The sequence below is a fragment of the Bacillus sp. E214 genome, from assembly GCF_008087365.1.
In the GTDB taxonomy this organism is placed as follows: domain Bacteria; phylum Bacillota; class Bacilli; order Bacillales; family Pradoshiaceae; genus Pradoshia.
In genome coordinates this window covers 214,669-233,599 of the sequence record NZ_VENN01000004.1, presented here as the reverse complement: position 1 = coordinate 233,599, position 18,931 = coordinate 214,669, and the positions used below count along the sequence as shown (strand labels likewise).

Here is an 18,931-nt window from a genome sequence, read left to right as displayed (position 1 = left end):
TCTTTTTGGCTTCCTAAGACACCGCTAGTTCTTTAAAAGGTAATTGGTCCACCTTTAGATTCAATTTCAGAACTGATATTTTTAAATTCCTTGAAATTTTCTCTGAATTTATGTGCAAGCTCATTCGCCTTTTCATAATAGGCTTCTGGATCTTTCCACGTTTTCTGCGGCTGTAAAACTTCATCAGGTACTCCAGGTACGTGTAAAGGAATCGCTAAGCCAAATATTCTGTCTTGTACCGTTTCGATATTGGCTAGTTCTCCTTCCAATGCAGCTTGAATCATCAATCGTGTATAAGAAAGCTTCATGCGGCTACCTGTCCCATACTCTCCTCCAGTCCAACCGGTATTAACCAGATATACCTGAACTTGATGTTCCTCAATATTTTTGCCAAGCATCTCAGCATATTTAGTTGGATGCAATGGTAAGAATGGTGAACCGAAGCAGGTAGAAAACGTAGCCTGTGGTGAAGTGATTCCGAGTTCAGTTCCTGCCAATTTACTCGTATAACCGCTTAGAAAATGATACATTGCCTGTTCTTTGGTTAACTTGCTGATTGGAGGCAGAACACCAAAAGCATCAGCAGTTAAAAAGATGATTGTATTGGGATGGCCCGCTATACTAGGTGTGACGATGTTCTGCATGGCTTCGATAGGGTAAGCTGCCCGGGTATTTTCAGTTAACATTCCATTATCATAGTCAGCAATTCTCGTATCTTCATCTACAACCACATTCTCTAGTACAGAACCAAAGCGTATGGCATTAAAAATTTGAGGCTCTTTTTCCTGTGTGAGATTGATGCATTTTGCGTAACAGCCGCCTTCAATATTAAATACACCATCAGGAGACCAGCCATGTTCGTCATCACCTATAAGGCGGCGATTTGGATCGGCTGATAAAGTAGTCTTTCCAGTGCCGGATAGGCCAAAGAAAAGAGCTACATCTCCCTCGAAACCTACATTTGCTGAACAATGCATAGAGAACACATTTTTCTCAGGCAACAGGTAATTCATGATTGAGAAAATGGATTTTTTCATTTCACCTGCATACTCGGTGCCTCCAATTAAGACGACTTTTTTCTCAAAAGAAATGATGATAAACGTCTCAGATTGTGTACCGTCCACGAGAGGGTTTGCTTTAAAACCTGGTGCTGAGATAATAGTAAACTCAGGAGAATGATTTTCAAGCTCTTCTTTAGTGGGGCGGATAAACAGCTGATGTACAAATAAATTGTGCCAGGCATATTCATTGATTACTTGTATAGGAAGGCGGTAGTCTGTTGCAGCCCCAGCAAACCCATTAAATACAAATAATTCATCTCGTTTTTCGAGGTAATCGATAACTTTATCATATAATTTAGAGAATGCGTCTTCAGATATTGCTTGATTGACGCTTCCCCAGGCTATTTTATCTTTAGTGGCAGCTTCCTCTACAATATATTTATCCTTTGGAGATCTGCCGGTATATTTACCTGTTTCGGCTTTAATCGCTCCAGTAGATGTGAGGATGCCCTCTTTTCTGGTTAATACTTTTTCAACTAATTGTGGCACTGAAAGCTGAATGTGAATATTATCATGAGTAAGTAATTGTTTCAATTCATTGGAAACTCCTACACTGTTCATAAGGTATCATCCTTTTCCAGAATTTTGGTAAGCATATTATATGGAAAATAGTATAACACATTTAATCGATTTATCCATACTAATTGTGTTGATTTTCAAAAATATGGTTTAATATAGTATATAAGAATAATTATTATTGTTTTCATTGGTGAAAGAATAGGGATATTAGTCAATATTGATGGATAAATAATAAAGTATATTTATTTGAATATTCGTAAATTAATTATATCAATATCATAATTGAAATGCGAATTTTAAGTTCTGACTGTACTTCTTTTAGAAAAAGGATGAAGCTAAAGTTTTATCTTAACAATATATTCCTGTTTATTTATTGACAGAAAATGATGGATAAGATAATATATACATTTGATATGGATACTCTTATCAAGACTCGGTGGAGAGACGAGCTCTATGAAGCCGGGGCAACCTGCAGTTTGATTCCTTATAATGGAAATCACGCAAAGGTGCTAACTTGATGCAAGGTTATAATGCCTTGAACGATGAGAGTGAAAGGCAGATTTCTGAGACTCAGACCTTTCCTCTTTTCTTTATAAAGGGGAAAGGTCTTTTTTCGTATAATCAGGAGATAATTAAAGATAATGAGTAGCCATAAACAGGGAAACTGAAGGAGGAAATATACATGTCTAATAAGAGACATTTGTTTACATCAGAATCTGTAACAGAAGGTCATCCGGATAAAATTTGCGATCAGATTTCTGATTCCATTTTGGACGAAATTTTAGCAAAGGATCCAAATGCGAGGGTAGCCTGCGAAACATCTGTTACCACTGGATTAGTTTTAGTAGCGGGAGAAATCACTACTTCTACTTATGTGGATATTCCAAAAATTGTGCGTGACACAATCAAAGGGATCGGTTATACACGTGCTAAATATGGTTTCGATGCAGAAACATGCGCTGTCTTAACCTCTATTGATGAACAATCTGCAGATATCGCCCAAGGTGTAGACCAAGCTTTGGAATCAAGAGAAGGCACGATGTCAGATGAAGAGATTGAAGCTATTGGGGCGGGAGATCAGGGTCTTATGTTCGGTTTTGCCTGCAACGAAACAGAAGAATTAATGCCTCTTCCTATTTCTCTTGCTCACCAATTATCTAGAAAGCTGGCTGAGGTTCGTAAACAAGAAGTTCTTCCATACTTGCGCCCTGATGGAAAAACACAAGTCACAGTGGAATATGATGAAAATAAAAATCCGGTAAGAATTGATACAATCGTTATCTCTACTCAGCATGACGCGGAAACAACACTGGAGCAAATTAAGAAAGACTTAAAAGAACAAGTAATTAAACCGGTTGTTCCTGCTCACCTTATTGATGAACAAACTAAATATTTTATTAACCCAACGGGCCGTTTTGTTATTGGAGGTCCACAAGGGGATGCAGGCTTGACTGGCCGTAAAATCATTGTAGACACGTATGGTGGATACGCACGTCACGGTGGCGGAGCATTCTCTGGTAAAGACGCTACAAAAGTAGACCGTTCTGCTGCCTATGCAGCCAGATACGTAGCTAAAAATATTGTAGCAGCAGGTCTTGCAGATAAAGCGGAAGTTCAGCTGGCTTACGCGATTGGTGTAGCGCAACCAGTATCTATTTCTATTGATACGTTCGGTACAGGGAAAATTGAAGAGGAAAAATTAATTGAATTAGTACGTGCTAACTTTGATCTACGCCCAGCAGGGATCATAAAAATGCTTGATTTAAGACGTCCGATCTATAAACAAACAGCAGCTTACGGACATTTTGGACGCAATGATTTAGATCTTCCTTGGGAGAAAACAGATAAAGTGGAAGTACTGCGTGCGGAAGCTAACATCTAAGATAAACAGCATAAACATTTCTAGAAAGAGGGATAACCCCTCTTTCTTTTTTTGTCTAAATATGGTAATATTAGGAAGTTGTGATATCGGGTATAATGGATCATATTTTGTCGGGACCCTAGCTTATATCTAAAAATCTAATCCTTTGATATTTTTAAAGAAAAACAGTCGAAAGTAAAGGTAGTGAGTGAATAATAATGTGTGGATTTGTAGGATGTATGCATGATCACCAGCAAGCGAATCAGGATTCAGAACTAATTAAAAGTATGAATGACTTGATTACGCATAGAGGGCCAGATGACGAGGGGTATTATATAGATGAACATATCCAGCTTGGTTTCAGAAGACTAAGCATCATTGATATTGAATGTGGACATCAGCCCTTAACGTATGAAAATGAACGCTATTGGATTGTTTTTAACGGAGAAATATACAACTACTTGGAATTGAAAGTAGTGCTGGAAAAGGAAGGCATGGCGTTTTCTACAAATTCAGATACTGAAGTAATCCTGGCGGCATTTGTTCAATATGGGGAAAAGGCAGTTGAAATGCTTCGTGGGATGTTTGGGTTCGTGATTTGGGATAAACAGGAGAACTCTGTTTTTGGTGCCCGTGATCCATTTGGGATTAAACCATTTTTTTATAAGGAAGATGGGGATAAGACCTATTTTGCTTCTGAAAAGAAAAGTATTATACACGCTATAGAAAAACAAGAATTGGATCATGTGTCTCTGCAGCATTATCTTACCTTCCAATTTACTCCAGAACCAGCAACGATGACAAAGTATGTGAAAAAATTATTGCCTGGACATTGCTTTACAAAGAAAATTGGAGAACCTATGGAAATCCGCCAATATTGGAAAGCAGAATTTAAACCTATTCTGCGCAGTGAACCAGATTGGATTAAAGAAATTCAAGATGTGATGTATGACAGTATCAGCATGCATATGCGCAGTGATGTACCCGTTGGTTCATTTCTTTCAGGTGGAATTGATTCTACAATCATCGCATCCATAGCTAAAGAATTTCATCCTGGAATTAAAACATTCTCAGTTGGATTTGAACAGAATGGTTTCAGTGAAATTGATGTAGCTAAAGAAACAGCTGACAAGCTTGGGGTAGAGAATATCAGCTATATTATATCGCCGCAGGAATATATGAGGGAACTGCCGAAAATTATGTGGCATATGGATGACCCGTTGGCAGACCCCGCTTGTGTTCCTTTATATTTCGTGGCAAGGGAAGCGCAAAAGCATGTAACGGTTGTTCTGTCAGGTGAAGGAGCGGATGAATTATTCGGAGGATACAATATTTACCGTGAGCCTCAATCCTTAGCCATGTTTAATAAAATTCCTGTACTTATGAAAAGAGCGCTAAAAAGAATTGCTGCCATGATGCCTGAAGGTGTAAAAGGCAAAAGTTTTATAGAGCGCGGCTGTACGCCGATTGAAGAACGCTATCTTGGAAATGCCAAGATGTTTATGGAGGAAGAGAAGGGGCAATTATTCAAATTATATAAATCAAAGCTGGATTATACTACGATAACACATCCGTTCTACGCAGAAACACCCGAATATGATGATGTGAGCAGAATGCAGTATATTGATATTCATACATGGCTGCGCGGAGATATATTAGTAAAAGCTGATAAGATGACGATGGCACATTCTCTTGAGCTTCGAGTGCCATTCCTTGATAAAAAAGTATTTGAGGTGGCATCCGGAATTCCAACTGATTTAAAAACTGCTCATGGAACGACCAAATATATACTTAGAAAAGCTGCAGAGGGAATCATTCCTGACCATGTATTAAATCGTAAGAAACTTGGTTTTCCAGTCCCTATCCGTCATTGGTTAAAAAATGAAATGTATGAATGGGCGATTACAATAATAAAAGAAAGCCAAACAGATCATTTGCTGGATAAGCAAGTCATTATGAATCTGTTCAATAATCATGTTACAGGTAAAGCGGATAATAGCCGTAAACTATGGACTGTATTGGTATTTATGATATGGTACTCTGTATATGTCGAAGAAAAATATCCTTTCCAGGCATTAGCTGAAAAGGATATGATAAGTGACCCAATCCATTAATCTTTATAGGTTATAGCCTGTTTTCCCATTTGCACCCACGCTTTTTCAAAATCAGCGGAGGGTGCTTTTTTATTTTTAATTCCTGTTAAGGGATCGTTAAAATAAATATAATGCTGATCATATCCCGTCACTACGACAGAATGCTCCTTATAAGTAATCGATATTTTCCCATTTGGTGTTTTCCAAGTATGGAAATAGGATGGATCCAGTTTTTCATAGGCTGTATTTATGATAACCCAGACGGGCCGATTGGTTGAGAGATACTTTTTGATTTGGTTGAAATCTCCATTGGTAAAATCGATTATTTTGCCAGGCATATAATGCTCAGCAAGTTTTTTTATAGGCTTATGATACACTCCGAGGCCAGGTTTATTAGTTGAATACATATCTCCAATAAATCCATCATTAGGATCACCGTAATGGATTTCACCATTTATTTTTTTTATTTTAGCTGGATTTTTTTTTATTTGCTGGGCAAGTTTTAATTTATCAGCATCCAATCCGGAATATTGAAGAAGCATAGCCAGGCTGGTTACTTCACATCCTCTTGGGAGCTCGGGCTGCTGTTTAACGATCGGCACATCAAGAAGTACTTTATCTTTGGCAGGAGGTTTTGCAGGTCGATTATCTTTGGTAATAGAAGTTGTTAAGCTTACTGACTTATCAATCATATTATTAATTTGATGAGCAAAGGAGTAATTTGAGTTATAGACCTTCCAGCCTGTATACAGGAAAGTGCCTATCAAAGAGATAACAATCAAAATAGATAGTGGCTGATATTGACGCCATAGGACCAAAATGATTGAAATGATACTAAATAACATGAAAATCAAAATGAAAGTATTCATAATCCTACTCCTGAAATTGATTTTAAAAAGGTGTATCATTTATAGCTAAATAATAAAGGGAATGGGTATACAATAAAGAGTATACCCTAATGAGGAATGATAATTAGTTATTCTCTTTTAAAGGTTGTATACTTGAATAATAGCGTGCTTTTTCTGCGTATTCCTTATTTATTCTTTCCATGTCTTTACGATCATCATCTGTTAATTCACGAATTACTTTAGCAGGTCTGCCGAAAGCGAGTGTGTTTGGTGGGATTTTTTTACCTTGAGATACTAAACTGCCTGCACCGATGAAGGCACCTTCTCCTATTTCAGCTCCGTCAAGAATAATGGAGCCCATCCCAATCAAAGCATTTTTCTTCACATGGCAACTATGGAGAATGACTTGATGGCCTATCGTTACATTATCTTCCAGTACTAATGGGTTGTTGGGACTTTGATGGAGGACTGAGTTATCTTGAATATTAACATTTTTACCGATAATCACAGGAGCGACATCACCTCTAATGACTGTGTTAAACCAAACACTTGAATTTTCACCGATTGTGACATCACCACTGATAACTACATGATCCGCTAAATAAGCAGTTTGATCGATGGAAGGAATTTTATCTATATATTGATATAATTTCATTACAAAACCTCCGTTTTCTACTGTAAAATAGATAGTTAATAAAAGTGTACATATAAAGCGGTACAGTGTAAATAAAATAAAGCTAAACATCATACAGGAGGAGTTCATCTATGAAAAAGTGGGAAGCTGAGGGGAAAGCCTATGGTGTAATCGTGATTGTTCACGGCGCCATGGAGCATTCAGGCAGATATAAATGGTTAATTGAAAGATGGCTATCAGAAGGGTATCACGTAATTATTGGAGATTTGCCAGGTCAGGGAATGACTTCACGTGCAAATCGAGGGCATATTGATTCATTTGAGGATTATATTGATGAGGTTGATTCATGGGTGAACGAGGCTTATACATTTGGTTTGCCTGTATTCATGCTGGGTCATAGCATGGGAGGACTCATCATCATTAACATGCTTCAACTTAAAGAATATAATTTAGCGGGTATTATCCTATCTTCACCATGCTTTGGAACATTAATTCATCCTCCAAAATTACTTGAATCCATGTCAAAGGTTTTAAATCTTGTTTATCCTACATATAAAAAACCTTCAGGATTAACGGTTGAAATGGCAACGAGAAATCCAGAAGTTATTGAATTTGATTTGAACGATTCACTCTACATCACAAGTGTATCAGTCAGATGGTATCGTGAATTAATTTCAGCTATGAAGGATGCCTTTGATTTTGATGAGGATTTCCCGGATATTCCTGTTCTTGTTATGCAGGCAGGGGACGACAAAATAGTGGACAAGGCTATGGTTAGAGAATGGTTTAACTACTTTCCGGCATCCGAAAAGCATTATAAAGAATGGCCTAAGCTGTATCATGAAATATTTAATGAGCCAGAGAGAGAAGATGTATTTCTATATGCAAAGAGCTTTATTGAAGCGAGATTGCGCAATATAGGGTATATCGTTTAAGGGGTTAGGAGATGGGACACAAATGAAATTACCCACTAGTGATATCAGCTTAGTAAAGAATGTATACAGAAATGTATTTCCAGTTGTTCATCGAGAACTCGCGAGTTGGCAGGCAAAGGCAGAAAAAATCCCTAATGAAGAGCTGCGTACACAGGCCTTATCCAGTATTGCCCACAAAACTTTTCATTGCGAGGGTGGTTCTATATTAGCTCTCGCAGCAGGTGAAAAAAAAGATGATGTCATTCGATTTATTGTTGCGTATCAAACAATCAGTGATTATCTTGATAATCTATGTGACCGCAGTACCTCACTTGATCCTAATGATTTTACGCTATTGCATCAATCTATGAAGGATGCTCTTAATCCGGAGGCCCTGACGAGAAATTATTATGAACTCAGAGAGGAGCAGGAAGATGGCGGGTATTTAGTCGAGTTAGTAAAAACCTGTCAATCTGTTCTTTCAAATATGGTGCATTATCAACATATCGAGCCTTTTTTGAAAAAGCTTTGCACCTTTTATTGTGATTTACAAATACATAAGCATGTTACGTGGGAAGAACGGGTACATAGATTAGAAACCTGGTTCAATGAAAATAAACAGCAGCTTCCAGAAGGTTTGTCATGGTATGAATTCAGTGCTTGTGCAGGATCTACTCTGGGCATCTTTTGTTTAGTTTCATATGCAGTGCGTGATAATTTTACTGAACATTTGGGGAAAGACATATATGAATCTTATTTTCCTTATGTGCAAGGATTGCATATTATGTTGGACTATTTTATTGATCAGGAGGAGGATCGCCAAGGCGACGATTTAAATTTCTGTTTTTATTACGAAACGGAAGAGCAACTGATTGATAGACTTTGTTATTTTGTTGAAAAAGCCAATTTAGATGTCACAAAAATACCGGACAGCAAGTTCCACAGCATGATTAACCAGGGATTATTGGGTATTTATCTAGCCGATTCCAAGGTGAAAGACCAGTTGTCGGTTAAGCAATATACTAAAAAAATGTTAAGCCTGGGTGGCCGTTCAGCGTATTTCTTTTATTGGAATAGTAAGCTGTATCATGCGTTTAAGAGAATGAAAAAGAATAGGCGAGTCTAGCATTCAATACTAAGGGGATGGAGCAGAATGGTGAAATTAAGTATTCTAGACCAGTCACCGCGCTCTGTTGGAGAGCCTTCAGAGCAGGCACTTGCTAATACGGTCAAACTGGCAAAATTGGCTGAGGAGTGGGGATACTCAAGATTTTGGGTCAGCGAGCATCATGATAGTCAAGGCTTGGCAGGATCTTCGCCTGAGATATTGGCAACATGGATTGCTGCTCAAACAGATAAAATAAGAGTTGGAACAGGCGGTGTTATGCTGCCTCACTACAGTGCTTATAAAGTAGCTGAAAACTTCAGAGTATTATCTGGTTTAGCTCCAGGAAGAATAGATTTGGGAATCGGCAGGGCTCCTGGAGGGATGCCAAGAGCAACGCGAGCGTTGCAGGAGGGGAGAGTACAGGAACTGCATCGTTTTCCTGACCAGGTAGATGAGTTATCCTGGTATCTCTATGATCAAATACCGGAATTGCATCCTCTATATGGGTTATCGGCGACACCTACCATTACATCTCCGCCGGAATTGTGGATGCTTGGATCTAGTTCATCTAGCGCAGCTCTTGCAGCTCATAAGGGTATACCCTATAATTTTGCTTTGTTTATTAACAGTGAATATGCTGAAGAAAATATGAAGCATTACCATGAAGCATTTCGACCTACAGAGTTAGTACAGAATCCATCAGGTATGGTTACTGTATTTACAGTTTGTGCGGAATCGGACGAAGAGGCAGAATATCTGGCTGGTTCATTGGATTTATCGATGCTGTTTCTTTCACAGGGAATTATAAGAGAGGGAACACCTCACCCAAAAGAAATTCATGAAATGTCATTATCGCAGTTTGAGAAAGCTCGGATTGATTACAACAGAAGCAAGATGATTATCGGTTCTCCTAAAATGATTGGAGAAAAAATTAGAGAGCTGAGTGAACGCTTCTTTACAGATGAAATTATGCTTGTGACAATCACCCATTCATACGAGGCTAAAGAAAACTCCTTCAGATTAATTGCCAAAGAACTGTTGAAATAATAGTGGATTTGCCATTAGTCAATCAATCTATTAGAATAAGAATAAAATCTAATAAATCACTTTAAAAGTGCCTCGGTACACGAGGGTAAAAGGGAAAACGGTTCAAATCCGTTGCAGCCCCCGCTACTGTACTTACTAAATCACAAGTCTGATTTAGTAAAAGCCAGGAAACCTGCTTTTAGAGTTTTAGTACTTATTTTTCGGAGGGAAAAGTAGGCTTATTGTATTCACAGGCGTGAAAAAGTGAATCCTTAGCTCAATACCATCCTGAGCTAAGGATTTTTTATGTGTTGTAGCTTATAATCTTGTTTTAAAGTGCATGAATAATCCGAGGTTCGCCGCCAGGAGTAAAGAGGAATTGAAGTATAAGTTATGAATAATAAAAATAGAACAACCGGTATTTATTTTGGGAGTATCCTGTTTTTGCTGCTCGCTGCGTTGCTCGGCCTGTTTATAGGCAGCGTGGACATGTCATTTAAAGATATTCTTGGGATTCTCTTGAAGAACGTGACCGGCCAGGAATCCTTCTATACCGGTCCAAAAAATATAGAAATGATTATTTGGAATATACGATTACCCCGGGTATTAATCGCTTTATTTGTGGGTGCCTCACTGGCACTTGCCGGTGCTGCCTTTCAGGGGCTTTTGCAAAATCCACTCGCTGATCCATATACTATTGGAATTTCTTCCGGTGCATCGGTTGGGGCAGTGATTGTTCTATTCTTTAATATCGAATTTGCTCTTTTTGGTCAGTTCACATTGCCGCTTGTTGCAATCGTGTTTAGTTTTATAACCTTGTTTATTGTATTTGGTATTACAAAGGCAGCTAGTGTTACCTATGCAAATGAGACCATTATTTTAGCCGGTATAATTATGAATTCATTCATTGGCGCTGTGGTCTCACTTATCATTGCGCTATCCTCAGGAGATCAAATGAGGGAGGTATTAAACTGGCTGATGGGCAGTGTGGCTATGAAAAATTGGGGACACGTCAGTATATTGATTCCCTTTTTTATTATAGGAGCTTCCATAATTTTATATCATTATCGTGAACTAAATGGGATGGCTCTTGGAGATCAATCCGCTCAATATAATGGTATCGATGTGAAACGAAAGAAAATAATCATTATTATCGGGGCTGGACTATTAACGGGTGCAGCAGTTGCCGTATCAGGAGCTATTGGCTTTGTTGGACTGGTTATTCCACATCTTGTTCGCCTTCTTGCTGGTGCTGATCATCGCCACTTACTGCCATTATCCATGATTATTGGAGGTGGATATCTCGTATTGGCTGACTTGATTGCACGTACGATTATCAACCCGCAGGAATTACCAATCGGTGTCATTACTGCCTTAATCGGTGCACCTGTATTTACAATCTTACTGATTAAAGAACGCATAAAAAGAAGGAATTTGACATGTTAACCGTAGAGAGCCTCAGTGCAGGCTATCATAAAAATAAGCAAGTGCTTCAGGACTTATCTATTAAGGTTGAGAGCGGAGAATTTTTTGCTCTTCTTGGTCCAAATGGAAGCGGTAAGACGACATTGATTAAAAGTATATTGGGAAAAATGGAATATAAAGAAGGGACTTCAATCATTAATGGGAAAAGGACCTCATCCTATAAAACCGGAGAATTGGCTAAAATTGCTGCCGTGTTAAGTCAGGAACATATGGTGGGTATAGATTTTACGGTGGAAGAAATCGTACTATTAGGCAGGTATCCTTATCAGGAGAAGGGATTTTTTAATCATTACCGTAGTGAGGATTACGCAATTGTTGATGAGTGTCTTGCTCAGACAAACACGCTGAAATTTAAGTATACATACTTTTCGTCATTAAGCGGAGGGGAAAAGCAACGTGTCCTTTTAGCAAAGGCTTTGGCCCAGCAGCCAAAGCTCCTGTTTCTCGATGAACCTACAAATCATCTGGATGTAAAGCATACAATCGAATTGTTAAATTTATTAAAGAGGCTCCAGCTTCAAAATGGGCTGACGATTGTCGCCATCCTCCATGATTTAAACATGGCAGCTTTATATGCAGATAGATGTGCTTTGCTTAAGGATGGAAGGAAGGTGGCGGAGGGTGGAATAGATTTACTTTATGATGAAACATTGCTTTCATCTGTATACGAGGTAGATTTGGTAAGTCGCCCTCATCCTATTACGGGAACACCGCAGATCTTTTTTACCCCTGAGAACTTTAAATGATTATATATAAAAAGTGTGAGCATCCATAAGCTCACACTTTTTTAACGTTTTTCGATAGCGATAATAAATGGCGGATTGTTTTTTTGATTCATAAATCGGTATTCCAGCACATGGGCCGTATCCTGTGGAAGCTCTGTAACGAATTTGATTAATTCGTCACGTTCAATGTCTCCGCCGGGATGACCGTGATAGATGACAAGAACTATGATGCCTTCAGGCTCCATAATTTTGAGTAATGACGTTACAGCCTGAATCGTAGTAGGAGCGGTTGTAATAATTTCTTTATCGCCGCCAGGCAAATAGCCTAAATTAAAGATTGCGCCTGTAACAGATTTGCCAGTTGGGATAAATTCCTGTAAACGCTCATGACCTGCATGAATTAGTGTTACCCGCTCCTGAAGCTCATTTGTCATCAGTCTCTCTTCCGTTTTTTGCAAGGCAGATTCCTGAATGTCGAAGCTGTATACATGTCCATCCGGACCAGTTAAATTTGCTAAAAATACGGTGTCATGCCCATTGCCCATCGTACAATCAATGGCTATATCACCAGGTTTAACTGCTTTTTCAAGCAATAGTCTTGCGAAGGGAAGGATACGATCAAGCTTCATTTATGACAGCATCCTTACTTGGCACATAAAATTTACCTTGATAACTATTGCGACGCTTTAATTCACAATCGATAGCATTTAATACTTCCCATTTATTAACGCTCCACATTGGTCCAACCATCAAATCAATCGGACCGTCACCGGTAATACGATGGACAATCATTTCAGGCGGAAGGATCTCCAACTGATCACAGACAAGATTGACATATTCATCTAACGAAAGGAATTCCAGCATTCCTTTTTCGTATTGTTTTACCATTGGAGTGCCCTTTAAGAGATGCAATAGGTGAATTTTAATTCCCTGTACATCCAGTTTAGCAACTTCTTTAGCTGTCTCCATCATCATTTCTGGAGTTTCAAGCGGCAATCCATTAATAATATGGCTGCAAATGCGTATACCGTGTTTCCGAAGTTTGTTTACTCCCTCTACATAGGTTGGATAATCATGTGCACGGTTTATGATATTAGCTGTTTTCTCGTGAACAGTTTGCAGACCAAGCTCAACCCACAGGTAAGTACGTTCATTTAATTCAGCTAAATATTCTACAACATCATCAGGCAGACAGTCTGGACGAGTGGCAATGGATAATCCGACTACACCTTCCTCGTTCATGACGGTTTCGAATTTTTCCCGTAACACCTCGACTGGTGCATGGGTATTTGTATAAGCCTGGAAATAGGCCATATACTTGCCGTCCTTCCATTTTTGGTGCATTTTTGCTTTTATATCGGCAAATTGTTTTTGCAGATCTTCAGCACGATTGCCGGCAAAATCACCGGATCCAGCGGCACTGCAAAATGTACAGCCACCAAAAGCTACCGTGCCATCACGATTTGGACAATCAAATCCACCATCAAGAGCTACTTTAAATACCTTGTGACCAAATTGATTGCGGAGATGATAATTCCATGTATGATAACGTTTGTCGTCACTAGCATATTGAAAAGGGTTAACCTGTTTCATTACAAAAACCCCCTGTTTAGATTTCAAGAACATAAACTCCATTTTACCATGCTGATGTATACTTTCCAATTGACTATTATTAGCAGCTATTTAAAAATCATTAATCTTTTCAATTTCAAAGGGGCATAATGGATAATGGATGAGCTTTTGTAAACCAATCCAATGAAAAAAGGAGAGGGTATCTTTGGCTACACGAAAATCCATGGGTGAGTGTATGGAGCGATGTACTAATGCAATTGAATTCGCAGAAGAGCAATATAAGGAGTCTGCAAAACAGGAGCATTACAATGAAGCAGGATATACTGAGGCATTGGTCAGATTGGAAAATTCATTTAATGAGTTAGAAGCAATGGATCATAGTGCAAATGATCAACAGCGTGATATGTTGAACCGTATGAAAATACAGGTTCAGGATATTCAGCATGCAATGGTTGTTCGCAGACGCTAAGGGGTATTCACTATGCGGAGACGTTTTAACATAACAATCCTGAACAAAAGACTCGAATGGCATTAATAATCAAGATATCGAGGCCGGTGAAGATTAAGATATTATAAAGAGGGCTAAAAAGATGAACGAAGCATCTGGAGGCTAACAAACTAAAGCAACAGTTCATCCAAAGCAATGCAAATAAACCAGCAGGCACAGTTTATATGGCTGTGCTTGTTGGTTTATTTGTATAGAGAGGTGAGTGATGGTGAAATGCGGCGGAATCCAGCCAAACGGGTGTGTATTCCAGCCGATTGACAAGGAAATAAAGCCGAATCTGCTCATAATCCAGCCGGATGAAGGATTAATTCAGCCCGATGAGTGATAGATCAGTAAAATGAGAGGAATCCGGCCGAATCAGTGTGTAATCCAGCCAATTGACAAGGAAATAGAGCCGAATCTGCCCATAATCAAGCCCCCAGTTCCCCCCGCCAATCACACATAAATTTTTATCAAACCTGTATAATCGATGCTATATTTGTCAATGATTGAAAAAACAGTCTAAATTGACTTGAACTTTTTAGCGGATTTACATACAATGAATGTATATATTTTTTGAATCATATGAATAACTTTGAGAGGGATTAGTAGTAATTGTTGTTCTTTTTAGAGAGTTGACGGTCGCTGCAAGTCAACAGGACACATTATGAACTCACCCTGGAGTTGCAAGCCTGAACTAAGAGTAAGGTTTGCCGTACATCTGCGTTAAAGAGTCGAGCCGGATGCATATTTACTGCATCAATCAGGGTGGTACCGCGGGAAGTTAATAACAAGCCTCTCGTCCCTACTTATTAGGGATGAGTGGCTTTTTTTATTGTTAAGCACAGCAATTTTGAACCATGTAGGAGGAATTAGGATGAGTTTCAATCATGTAGAGATTGAAAAGAAATGGCAATCTTATTGGGAAGAACACAAAACATTCAAAACGACTGATCATGTAGGGAAGCGTAAATTTTACGCTTTGGATATGTTTCCTTATCCATCAGGAGCCGGCCTTCATGTAGGGCATCCTGAAGGATATACAGCAACAGATATTCTATCTCGCATGAAACGTATGCAGGGATATAATGTCCTTCATCCAATTGGCTGGGATGCATTTGGATTGCCTGCCGAGCAATATGCTCTTGATACGGGAAATGATCCGGAAGAGTTTACAGCTAAAAATATCGGTACATTCACACGTCAGATTAAATCACTTGGGTTCTCCTATGACTGGGACAGGGAAATCAATACAACCGACCCAGAGTACTATAAATGGACGCAGTGGATTTTCTTAAAGCTATATGAAAAAGGACTTGCCTATATGGCTGAAATACCGGTTAACTGGTGTCCGGCACTCGGAACAGTTTTGGCTAACGAAGAAGTTATTGATGGGAAAAGTGAGCGGGGCGGACATCCGGTTATCCGTAAGCCTATGCGCCAATGGATTTTGAAAATTACGGCTTATGCAGATCGTTTGATTGAGGATTTGGATGAATTGGATTGGCCTGAAAGCATTAAGGATATGCAGCGTAACTGGATCGGACGCTCTGAGGGAGCATCTGTAACTTTTAAGATTAAAGGTACGAACGAATCCTACACGGTATTCACGACACGTCCTGACACCTTGTTCGGGGCAACATATTCTGTCCTGTCACCAGAGCATCCGCTTGTGGATAAAATTACAACAGCAGAGCAAAAAGAAGCAGTTGAAGCGTATAAAAAGGAAATTCAATCTAAGAGCGATCTTGAGAGAACAGAGCTTTCTAAAGAGAAAACAGGTGTATTCACAGGAGCATATGCAATCAACCCGGCAAATGGGGAAGAGATTCCGATCTGGATTGCTGATTATGTATTGATGAGCTATGGTACAGGTGCAATTATGGCAGTTCCGGCTCATGATGAACGTGACTATGAATTCGCTAAGAAATTTGATTTGCCAATCCGTGAGGTTGTAGCGGGCGGAAATATTGAAAAAGAAGCTTATGCAGGAGAAGGAGAACATGTAAACTCTGAATTCTTGAATGGCTTGAATAAAGAAGAAGCAATTGGCAAAATGATCGAATGGCTTGAAGAACAAGGAATTGGTGAGAAGAAAGTAACCTATCGCTTGCGTGACTGGAACTTCTCTCGTCAGCGTTACTGGGGAGAGCCTATCCCAATTATTCATTGGGAAGATGGTACTATGTCAGCTGTACCTGAATCTGAGCTCCCGCTTATGCTTCCGAAAACAACCGAAATTAAACCATCAGGTACAGGTGAATCTCCTCTTGCCAACATTGAAGAGTGGGTAAATGTAGTAGATGAGAACGGCCGTAAAGGAAGACGCGAGACAAACACAATGCCTCAATGGGCGGGCAGCTGCTGGTACTTCCTGCGCTATATCGATCCGAAAAATCCAAACGCGATTGCTGATCCTGAAAAGCTTAAGCATTGGATGCCAGTAGATACGTATATTGGCGGAGCAGAACATGCTGTACTTCACTTGCTTTATGCAAGATTCTGGTACAAATTCTTGTATGATATTGGTGTTGTTCCTACAAAGGAACCTTTCCAAAAGCTATTTAACCAAGGAATGATACTTGGAGAAAATAACGAAAAAATGAGTAAATCCAAAGGAAATGTAGTAAATCCGGATGATATCGTAGAAAGCCATGGTGCGGATACACTTCGTCTCTATGAAATGTTCATGGGACCGCTTGATGCATCCATTGCTTGGTCTGCAAACGGACTTGATGGTTCCAGACGTTTCCTTGACCGTGTTTGGAGATTGTTTATTACCGATGACGGTACAGTAAATGATAAGATCACTGAATCCAATGATACTCACCTTGAGAAAATCTATCATCAAACGGTTAAAAAGGTAACAGAAGATTTGGAAGCACTTCACTTTAATACAGCTATTTCTCAAATGATGGTGTTTATTAATGAAGCGTATAAAGCGGAAATCCTTCCAATTCAATATATGGAAGGATTCGTGAAGCTCTTGTCACCTATTTGCCCTCATATCAGTGAAGAACTTTGGAGCAGACTGGGCAACAATGAAACACTTGCCTATACTTCATGGCCTGCATATGATGAGTCCAAATTGGTTGATGATGAAATTGAAATTGTTATTCAAATAAACGGTAAAATGAGAGCAAAACTTCAGGTACCAGCCGGCATTACGAAAGAAGAAATGGAAAAAATCGTAATGGAGAACGGAAAGGTCCAAGAGCAAATTGACGGTAAAACAATCCGTAAGGTTATTGCTGTTCCAGGAAAATTAGTAAATATCGTTGCAAACTAACAAGTGTGGCCGTCTTACGTTTAATAAAACGTAAGACGGCTTTTTTATAAAGGGGGAAAATGGAGATGGAAGAAATAAAAATTATCCAACCGGAAGAGCTGCAGATCAGAATTGAAAATGGAGAGGAATTATCCATCATTGATGTACGGGAGGATTATGAAGTTATAAATGGCATGGTACCAGGTGCTATTCATATGAGAATGGGAGAAATACCCGATCGGCTTGATGAGCTTGATAAAGAAAAGGAGTATATTCTAATCTGTCATGCAGGAGTAAGAAGTGAAAATGTGGCTTATTTTCTGCAGGAGAAGGGATATAAGACAGCCTCAATGGAGGGCGGTATGATGCATTGGCAAGGGGAAATGGTATTCTGAATAGTATAAAAATATAAAAGTCTGGCAAAGATATATAAAAACAGGAGGAGTCTTTGCCGTGATCCAAGTAAAAATGTTTGATTATGAACATGAAAAAGACCTGGAAAAAGGGATGAATCATTTTCTCGGAAAAATAGATGAGGACAGCATTGTAGATATAAAATATAATATAGCAGCTTTCGGTGAAGAGGATGAGGAAGACCAAATCTATTGTTTTAGCGCAATGGTTATCTATAAAAAATGAGTAGTTATCATTTTTGGTAAAATTAATTCTTGGTTCATATTTACCCGTAGGAACAAGTCTATTCCCAGATGAAGCGGAACATCTAAGAAATAATCCATAGGTTGATGAATTTAATTTTTGCTAACTCAATCGTTACAGCTAAAATTACAATTGAATATAGTAAAAATAAGTGGAGAAAACAAACTTGTTTCTCCACTTATTTTTAGGTTTGAACTTATTAGGTTACGGGTTTTTTGAAAAGCTTATACATGAGCTTGAAAACCATGTAGCCAAAGAAACCTCCGATTGTATTTAATAGAATATCATCTACATCAAATCCACCGACATGGAAGGTAAGCTGCATCGTCTCCACAAATAAAGAAAACAAGAAGGACAGAAATGTGATAATCAGTAAATTTCTCAGCTTTTTAAAGGCGATTGGCAGAAAAAATCCAAATGGCATAAAAGCGATAATATTACCGAATAGATTCGAAAACCATATTTTAAATTTGAAGTAATCAGCAAACGTAATATACATATTGATTGTTTTAAAGGGAACAAGATTATAAGATTCTATCCTGTCTTCTTGTCTGTAGTATCCAAAAAACAAAAGATAGGAAAGGATGGCTAAATAGATGAAAAACAACATGTAAATAAGCGGCGAAAACAGCTTATTGTTTTTTATCGTTTGGGCTATATCCTGCACTTATAC

General features: G+C 38.7%; 17 protein-coding genes, 2 riboswitches and 1 other annotated feature. Of the genes, 11 read left to right on the top strand and 6 right to left on the bottom strand.

Annotated features, from left to right (window positions below; translation table 11 throughout):
- Positions 1–32 precede the first annotated feature (32 nt).
- Entirely contained in the window at positions 33–1,622 is a 1,590-nt protein-coding gene (pckA, locus tag FHY47_RS15020; RefSeq protein ID WP_139892774.1) for a phosphoenolpyruvate carboxykinase (ATP), read from the bottom strand.
- A gap of 378 nt (positions 1,623–2,000) precedes the next feature.
- Positions 2,001–2,129: riboswitch (SAM riboswitch) on the top strand.
- Positions 2,130–2,262: 133 nt separating this feature from the next.
- On the opposite strand from pckA, the gene metK reads away from it, so the two are divergent.
- Together metK and asnB are read left to right on the top strand one after the other, a co-directional pair.
- Positions 2,263–3,462 (top strand): methionine adenosyltransferase, encoded by a 1,200-nt coding sequence (gene metK / locus FHY47_RS15015; protein ID WP_066109177.1) that lies wholly within the window; start codon positions 2,263–2,265, stop codon positions 3,460–3,462.
- Between the two features lie 197 nt (positions 3,463–3,659).
- Positions 3,660–5,555: an asparagine synthase (glutamine-hydrolyzing) gene (gene asnB, locus FHY47_RS15010; RefSeq protein WP_148631036.1), complete on the top strand. Its 1,896-nt coding sequence runs from the start codon at positions 3,660–3,662 to the stop codon at positions 5,553–5,555.
- Here asnB and FHY47_RS15005 read toward each other — a convergent pair.
- Positions 5,552–6,403, bottom strand: coding sequence for a C39 family peptidase (locus FHY47_RS15005; RefSeq protein ID WP_077248188.1), 852 nt, complete (start codon positions 6,401–6,403; stop codon positions 5,552–5,554). The genes asnB and FHY47_RS15005 overlap by 4 nt on opposite strands.
- A gap of 103 nt (positions 6,404–6,506) precedes the next feature.
- The gene (locus FHY47_RS15000; protein WP_066109168.1) at positions 6,507–7,037 is read right to left on the bottom strand and encodes a gamma carbonic anhydrase; all 531 of its coding nucleotides are present in this window, start codon (positions 7,035–7,037) and stop codon (positions 6,507–6,509) included.
- A gap of 110 nt (positions 7,038–7,147) precedes the next feature.
- Between FHY47_RS15000 and FHY47_RS14995 the strand changes: the two genes are divergently transcribed.
- The 5 genes from FHY47_RS14995 (at position 7,148) to FHY47_RS14975 (ending at position 12,295) form a co-directional block, all read left to right on the top strand.
- Positions 7,148–7,951, top strand: a complete 804-nt coding sequence (locus tag FHY47_RS14995) for an alpha/beta hydrolase (protein ID WP_066109165.1) — start codon at positions 7,148–7,150, stop codon at positions 7,949–7,951.
- Positions 7,952–7,973: 22 nt separating this feature from the next.
- On the top strand, positions 7,974–9,056 hold the full coding sequence (locus tag FHY47_RS14990) for a tetraprenyl-beta-curcumene synthase family protein (protein ID WP_066109162.1): 1,083 nt from the start codon (positions 7,974–7,976) through the stop codon (positions 9,054–9,056).
- A gap of 27 nt (positions 9,057–9,083) precedes the next feature.
- Positions 9,084–10,085 carry an LLM class flavin-dependent oxidoreductase gene (locus FHY47_RS14985; RefSeq protein WP_066109159.1) on the top strand — a complete coding sequence of 334 codons (1,002 nt, stop codon included), beginning with the start codon at positions 9,084–9,086 and terminating at the stop codon, positions 10,083–10,085.
- A 48-nt stretch (positions 10,086–10,133) separates the two neighbouring features.
- A riboswitch (cobalamin riboswitch) is annotated at positions 10,134–10,279 on the top strand.
- A 178-nt stretch (positions 10,280–10,457) separates the two neighbouring features.
- On the top strand, positions 10,458–11,510 hold the full coding sequence (locus FHY47_RS14980; RefSeq protein WP_066109155.1) for a FecCD family ABC transporter permease: 1,053 nt from the start codon (positions 10,458–10,460) through the stop codon (positions 11,508–11,510).
- Positions 11,504–12,295 (top strand): ABC transporter ATP-binding protein, encoded by a 792-nt coding sequence (locus FHY47_RS14975; RefSeq protein ID WP_139892779.1) that lies wholly within the window; start codon positions 11,504–11,506, stop codon positions 12,293–12,295. The genes FHY47_RS14980 and FHY47_RS14975 overlap by 7 nt, the downstream gene beginning before the upstream one ends.
- A gap of 41 nt (positions 12,296–12,336) precedes the next feature.
- Here the strand turns inward: FHY47_RS14975 and mnmM are convergent, their stop codons facing one another.
- Both mnmM and mnmL read right to left on the bottom strand, forming a co-directional pair.
- Positions 12,337–12,903: a tRNA 5-(aminomethyl)-2-thiouridylate-methyltransferase MnmM gene (mnmM, locus tag FHY47_RS14970; RefSeq protein WP_066109149.1), complete on the bottom strand. Its 567-nt coding sequence runs from the start codon at positions 12,901–12,903 to the stop codon at positions 12,337–12,339.
- Positions 12,893–13,867 carry a tRNA modification radical SAM protein MnmL/YtqA gene (mnmL, locus tag FHY47_RS14965; protein ID WP_148631034.1) on the bottom strand — a complete coding sequence of 325 codons (975 nt, stop codon included), beginning with the start codon at positions 13,865–13,867 and terminating at the stop codon, positions 12,893–12,895. The genes mnmM and mnmL overlap by 11 nt, the downstream gene beginning before the upstream one ends.
- A gap of 184 nt (positions 13,868–14,051) precedes the next feature.
- Here mnmL and FHY47_RS14960 point away from each other — a divergent pair, with 184 nt between their 5' ends.
- The 4 genes from FHY47_RS14960 (at position 14,052) to FHY47_RS14945 (ending at position 18,240) form a co-directional block, all read left to right on the top strand.
- Positions 14,052–14,315: a YtzC family protein gene (locus FHY47_RS14960; protein WP_066109143.1), complete on the top strand. Its 264-nt coding sequence runs from the start codon at positions 14,052–14,054 to the stop codon at positions 14,313–14,315.
- Positions 14,316–14,919: 604 nt separating this feature from the next.
- Positions 14,920–15,143 (top strand) — a binding site (T-box leader).
- Between the two features lie 67 nt (positions 15,144–15,210).
- Positions 15,211–17,622, top strand: coding sequence for a leucine--tRNA ligase (gene leuS / locus FHY47_RS14955; RefSeq protein WP_066109137.1), 2,412 nt, complete (start codon positions 15,211–15,213; stop codon positions 17,620–17,622).
- 65 nt (positions 17,623–17,687) lie between these two features.
- Positions 17,688–17,996 carry a rhodanese-like domain-containing protein gene (locus tag FHY47_RS14950; protein ID WP_066109134.1) on the top strand — a complete coding sequence of 103 codons (309 nt, stop codon included), beginning with the start codon at positions 17,688–17,690 and terminating at the stop codon, positions 17,994–17,996.
- 58 nt (positions 17,997–18,054) lie between these two features.
- On the top strand, positions 18,055–18,240 hold the full coding sequence (locus tag FHY47_RS14945) for a sporulation protein Cse60 (protein WP_066109131.1): 186 nt from the start codon (positions 18,055–18,057) through the stop codon (positions 18,238–18,240).
- 217 nt (positions 18,241–18,457) lie between these two features.
- Here the strand turns inward: FHY47_RS14945 and FHY47_RS14940 are convergent, their stop codons facing one another.
- Complete coding sequence (locus FHY47_RS14940; protein ID WP_225983619.1) at positions 18,458–18,925, bottom strand: VanZ family protein; 468 nt, start codon at positions 18,923–18,925, stop codon at positions 18,458–18,460.
- Between the last annotated feature and the right edge of the window lie 6 nt (positions 18,926–18,931).

Coding starts and splice junctions, on each gene's coding strand:
- FHY47_RS15000 (WP_066109168.1), bottom strand. CDS start 7,037: ATGAAATTATATCAATATATAGATAAAATTCCTTCCATCGATCAAACT.
- FHY47_RS14985 (WP_066109159.1), top strand. CDS start 9,084: ATGGTGAAATTAAGTATTCTAGACCAGTCACCGCGCTCTGTTGGAGAG.
- FHY47_RS14975 (WP_139892779.1), top strand. CDS start 11,504: ATGTTAACCGTAGAGAGCCTCAGTGCAGGCTATCATAAAAATAAGCAA.
- FHY47_RS14995 (WP_066109165.1), top strand. CDS start 7,148: ATGAAAAAGTGGGAAGCTGAGGGGAAAGCCTATGGTGTAATCGTGATT.
- FHY47_RS14980 (WP_066109155.1), top strand. CDS start 10,458: ATGAATAATAAAAATAGAACAACCGGTATTTATTTTGGGAGTATCCTG.
- asnB (WP_148631036.1), top strand. CDS start 3,660: ATGTGTGGATTTGTAGGATGTATGCATGATCACCAGCAAGCGAATCAG.
- FHY47_RS14950 (WP_066109134.1), top strand. CDS start 17,688: ATGGAAGAAATAAAAATTATCCAACCGGAAGAGCTGCAGATCAGAATT.
- mnmM (WP_066109149.1), bottom strand. CDS start 12,903: ATGAAGCTTGATCGTATCCTTCCCTTCGCAAGACTATTGCTTGAAAAA.
- FHY47_RS14990 (WP_066109162.1), top strand. CDS start 7,974: ATGAAATTACCCACTAGTGATATCAGCTTAGTAAAGAATGTATACAGA.
- FHY47_RS15005 (WP_077248188.1), bottom strand. CDS start 6,403: ATGAATACTTTCATTTTGATTTTCATGTTATTTAGTATCATTTCAATC.
- pckA (WP_139892774.1), bottom strand. CDS start 1,622: ATGAACAGTGTAGGAGTTTCCAATGAATTGAAACAATTACTTACTCAT.
- metK (WP_066109177.1), top strand. CDS start 2,263: ATGTCTAATAAGAGACATTTGTTTACATCAGAATCTGTAACAGAAGGT.
- leuS (WP_066109137.1), top strand. CDS start 15,211: ATGAGTTTCAATCATGTAGAGATTGAAAAGAAATGGCAATCTTATTGG.
- mnmL (WP_148631034.1), bottom strand. CDS start 13,867: ATGAAACAGGTTAACCCTTTTCAATATGCTAGTGACGACAAACGTTAT.